Consider the following 4,935-nt stretch of genomic DNA (forward strand, 5'->3'; position numbering starts at 1 on the left):
ATAATTTGCCCGTGACCGCGCTCTGAGAGTCTCATCCAGATTGTCGCGCGCGTCTCATCCTGATCGTCGCGCTATAGGCAAAGCGTCGCGCACGAGCGGGATTGAGCTTGACGCAAGGCAGATCAGCCAGAGCTTGCTCGAGTTCCTGGTGGTAAGCACCAGTCGCCTCATATACCACGCGTCGACTGACCATCGCCCCAGCCGTGCAAATAAGGCTGTATGGCCGCTGGCAGTATTGGCAAACTGCTCGTTGCTGCTTGCAGGATAGGCATGAGCATCGAGTGTTGCTTTTGAGATATCGATGCCGATGGTTTGTGGTAGGGTCTCGCTCATCTTTTCCGCTGTCCTATTCTTGTGATCCGGGCCCAGAAAGGGGTGATCACACTAATCGACGGTCCTCAACTACCTATACAACTCCGATCCATCCCCTCCCGCCCGATTCGGGATGGCCATCCCGGATAGGGCATCTCTTACTGGACCGAACGGCCTGGAAAGTCATAAGACAAGACAACACCATCAATCGAAAACGCCTTCTCAAAACTCAAGGCTCGTATGCGCGCCAAAGCCGAGAGGACAATCACAGTCCTGTTGACCGTCCGTCGGGTCGCTCGTCGACCTCTTCACCCAGCCGAATGCCAGAATTACTTCAACGCCGCAGGCTATGACCCGGACTAAACCGGACGTGCTCTAGGCGTGAATTCCGCGCTTGCGGTGCGGAGCAATCCTGTCAGCGATACCTGGCAAAATGCCGGTCAACCGACAACCATGGTCGGGTTTGTCGAGTCCGCGACACGGTGGTGTTCGGTCTGAGTCACGTCTTCACTCTCATGCAAGCCATTGGTTCGCATGCAGAAGATTTTTTCTGAGGCTTCCTGGGTGCAATTGGCATGACTTTTGAGTCTCCCTCGCCGGAAGGCCGCAGCAAAACAGATCGGTCTTTTGGCGCACGGGTACTCAAACAGCTGCAATATTGCTCAGAGGGGATGATGTCGGCGCGAAACTGGCGAAGGACCGTTACAAGGCTTGGATTGAGCATCTTGCAGGCTTTGGGCCACGTGACTTCGCCGCGCTCGGCCCAGGTTGAGCCAATGAGACGCCAAAAGGATATCGCGCGGTCGCCGGGGGGTGCGGTGTTCGGATGCCCGAAGTTGCGCAACAGTTACCGAAGGCAAGGAGCCAAAATATGTGCGGCATCTGTGGATGGATTGATTTCGATCGTGACTTTGGAAGTCCCGACGCGCGAGGGGATCTTGCCGACATGACGGCCAGCATGGCCTATCGTGGTCCAGACGACGAGGGGATCTGGATCGACGGGCCTGCGGCGCTGGGACACCGCCGCCTGGCGATCATCGATATCCAGGGCGGCCGCCAGCCGATGACGCTCCAGGAGGACGGCCGACCTACGTTGGCGCTCGTTTACACGGGGGAGACTTACAACTACCGCGAGCTGCGTCACCGGCTCGTCGCCTTGGGCCATCGGTTTGACACGAGCAGCGACACCGAGGTGGTGCTGCACGCCCACCGCGAGTGGGGCAACGACGACCCCCGCAAGGCCGTGAGCGAACTCAACGGCATGTTCGCCTACGCACTCTGGGACACCGCCAAGCGCGAACTGCTTCTCATACGCGACCGGCTCGGCATCAAGCCACTTTACTACTACCCCACCGAGCACGGAGTGTTGTTTGGCTCCGAGCCAAAGGCGATTCTCGCCAATAGTCTCGCGGAACGGGCCATGGACGCCGAGGGGCTACGTCGCACGCTGTGCTACTTCGCCGACCCGTACAGCACCGTCTTCCGCGGCATGCGTGAGGTACCGCCCGGCCACATCGTCCGCGTGACCCGCGAAGGCGTCCAGCAGATGAGCTATTGGCAGCTCACCGACAGCGGGCACACCGACGACGTGCCTACCACCGTTCGGCGCGTCCGCGAGTTGCTCGAGGACACGATCCAGCGGCAGCTCATCGCCGATGTGCCGTTGTGCACGCTCTTGTCGGGCGGGCTTGATTCCTCGGCCATGACCGCACTAGCCGCGCGCTTCAGCGACGAACGTATTCGGTCCTTCGCCCTCGACTTCGTCGGCTATACCGACAACTTTACCCCCGGCCCGGGGTGCGCCACACCTGACGGGCCGTACGTGCAGGATGTCGCGAAGTTCGTTGGTACAGACCACACGGACATCACGTTATCTGCGGACGAACTGATGGACCCGAACGTGCGGGCCGCCACCCTCCACGCCCGCGACCTGCCGTTGACCATGGGCGACTTTGATAGCTCGCTCTACCTTCTGTTCCGGGCGGTCAGGCAACGTTCGACGGTGGCCCTGTCCGGGGAGGCCGCCGACGAGCTTTTTGGCGGCTACAGGTTTTTCAACGATCCCGCCCGCGTTCAGGCCGACAGGTTTCCCTGGTTCGAAATCAGCGACGGCATCGCACTGCAATCACTAGATCCCGGGCTCGTCGAGAAACTCGATCTCCCCGACTACCTCGCCGATCAGTACCACAGGGCACTTGCGGAAGTACCCGTCCTGACCGGTCCGGCCTCGGCCGATCCGCACGAGCGTCGCATGCGCGAGGTCTGCTATCTCTTCCTCACGCGTTACCTGCCGCCGCTGCTCGACCGCAAGGACCGGCTGAGCATGGCTTTGGGTCTCGAGGTGCGGGTCCCCTACTGCGACCACCGCCTCGTTGAGTACGTGTTCGGCACCCCATGGTCCCACAAGACTTTCGACGGGCGCGAGAAGAGCCTGCTGCGGGCCGCCATCGCGGAGCTGCTGCCGCAGTCGGTGGTGCAGCGAGTCAAGAGTGCGTATCCGTCTATCCAAGATCCGACCTACGACAGAATGCTGCGCGCCCGGTTCACCGCGGTGCTGAATGACCGCAATGCGGCAGTGGCACCGCTGCTGTCCGTCGACGGCTCCCGCGCGTTGCTCAACGCGAACGACAACCTCAGGGGAGTGGAGCATATCCTGACCCTTCAGGATTTCCTGACCGATTACAACGTGAGCCTCACGGTCTGAGAAGGCAGAACACGCGTAACAACAGCAAAGGACATCCGATACGGAGTTGGGCTCGCATGGCCAAATCTTCTTCCCGAACTTTCAAGATCGCACATCACTACAGAGCGTTGCAAAGCGCTAAACAAAGCGCAGGAGCTTTTAGCGGTATGCGTCCCCTGGGCTCCGACCTCGACGCGGGCGATGACGTGCTCGACGCGGTTCCAACTGGCGGCGCCATCAAAGAACTCGTTGAAGAGGCGGAGCTTGCCCGTCTTTGCCGACGGCCACTACGATCCTGCGCAAGCATGTCGTGGATCTGGAATCCAGCACAACGGCACGGTTTGAAGCGCCACGCCGAAGATGAAGTCGACATCGTTGTGCGGCACCAGTCGGTGACCTGGGGACTGTTGCAAATGGATGTCGGCCCGGAATCAGGATCCGGGTGTTCGGCCAATTCCTCCGAATCGCCCGAACAAGGCGGCGCGGGGACGGATTTCAGCTCCCGTTCGGCCGCTTGGCCGGAAGCTCATCCCGGAGATCGGCTGATGCCGCTTGCACATCATCGACATGGACCTCAGGGTACGATAACCAGGAAGCTGGTCGAGGGTAACTGTCATTGCGGTCGTCTCCACGATCATCGTCGCCGTCTCGATCCGGACGATCCGTGATCCCACCCTGTATCAACGATCTCACCCCCGGCTGGAGAAACGAAAATGACAACGCAATTCTTGATTGGCCTTTATGGACTCGCGGCACTGTCGCTGACCGCGTCTGCGGCCCCGGCAATGGCGCAGGACCGCCAGGTCGTCCTAGCGTCCAACGGCGGCGCCTATGAGAAAGTCATTCGCGAGAACTGGCTCGTCCCCTTCGAAAAGGCCACCGGCATCAAAGTCGTCGTCGTCCCGTCCGGCAACACCGCCGAACGGCGTGCGCAGGTGCAGGCCATGATCGCGTCCGACAACGTCACTTGGGATATCTTCATCGAAGGCGAAATGGACGCGGAGGCGCCGGACCAATTGGCTAGGGCAGATGACATTTCAGACTTCTGCGCCCAATTCAGCAACCGCGGTGATCTGCCGTCCGGCTCTTGCAAATCGTCAGGCGTTCTCTTCGGCCGCGGAGCTACGCTTCTGACTTACAACAAGGAACATTTCCCCAATGGCGGCCCCACGAACTGGCACGAATTCTGGGACACGAAGCACTTCCCCGGCGCGCGTGCCATGCCCGCCCAGTCGGACGCCTGGCGGCAATTGACCGTGGCACTCGTGGCCGACGGTGTTGCTATCAAGGACCTCTATCCGATGGACATCGATCGCGCCTTCAAGAAGCTCGATGAGTTGAAACCAAACATCAGCCTGTGGTGGACGACGGGTGACCAGACGACCCAGGGATTCCGCAATGGAGAATATGATGCCGGCTTCATTTGGATGACCCGCACCATGGCCCTCAAGAATGAAGGGCAGCGCATCGCCTGGTCATATGACGGCGCGCTTTTGGTGGGTGACCGCTACGCCGTTGTGAAGCGCGCCCCCCACAAAACGGAAGCACTTGAGATGCTGAAATTCTTCCTGGATTCGCCCGAGATCCAGGGGAAAATTTGCGAGGCCTTGGCCTGTACTCCTCCGAGCACGGATGCGCTTCAATACATGACGGCGGAAGTGCGCGCCAACATACCGTCCGCCGAGCAAATCAGTTCCGATATGGTGGTTCCGGACGCCGAGTGGATCAACGCCAACAAAGCGATGCTGATCGACCGCTGGAACGCTTGGATCCAGAAATAGGCACCCTTCCAGGGAAGGGGGCCGCCGGCCCCGACAAGCGGGCCGGCCTTGGTTTGACTTTGTGTTTACCACTGCGGTTAAAAACATGTCCCTGACACAAGACGTCGCCGATGCGGTCGCTAGCCTCACATATGACGAGCTTCCGGCACAGATACGCGA

At 60.2% G+C, this 4,935-nt stretch carries 3 protein-coding genes and 2 pseudogenes; 3 read left to right on the forward strand and 2 right to left on the reverse strand.

The features are described 5' to 3' along the window. Nucleotides 1-54: 54 nt before the first annotated feature. Complete coding sequence (locus AC0L3D_RS36055) at nucleotides 55-333, reverse strand: hypothetical protein (protein WP_473647458.1); 279 nt, start codon at nucleotides 331-333, stop codon at nucleotides 55-57. Nucleotides 334-519: 186 nt separating this feature from the next. On the opposite strand from AC0L3D_RS36055, the pseudogene AC0L3D_RS36060 reads away from it, so the two are divergent. Both AC0L3D_RS36060 and asnB read left to right on the forward strand, forming a co-directional pair. Then, a pseudogene (locus AC0L3D_RS36060) lies at nucleotides 520-675 on the forward strand (IS630 family transposase); the annotation flags it as partial. A gap of 508 nt (nucleotides 676-1,183) precedes the next feature. Further along, complete coding sequence (asnB, locus tag AC0L3D_RS36065) at nucleotides 1,184-3,016, forward strand: asparagine synthase (glutamine-hydrolyzing) (RefSeq protein ID WP_473647459.1); 1,833 nt, start codon at nucleotides 1,184-1,186, stop codon at nucleotides 3,014-3,016. Between the two features lie 143 nt (nucleotides 3,017-3,159). Here asnB and AC0L3D_RS36070 read toward each other — a convergent pair. Further along, nucleotides 3,160-3,478, reverse strand: a pseudogene (locus AC0L3D_RS36070) (transposase); the annotation flags it as partial. 302 nt (nucleotides 3,479-3,780) lie between these two features. Here AC0L3D_RS36070 and AC0L3D_RS36075 point away from each other — a divergent pair. Then, entirely contained in the window at nucleotides 3,781-4,776 is a 996-nt protein-coding gene (locus AC0L3D_RS36075) for an ABC transporter substrate-binding protein (protein ID WP_473647460.1), read from the forward strand. Nucleotides 4,777-4,935: the final 159 nt, after the last annotated feature.

It is taken from the genome of Mesorhizobium sp. WSM4837 (assembly GCF_055811435.1).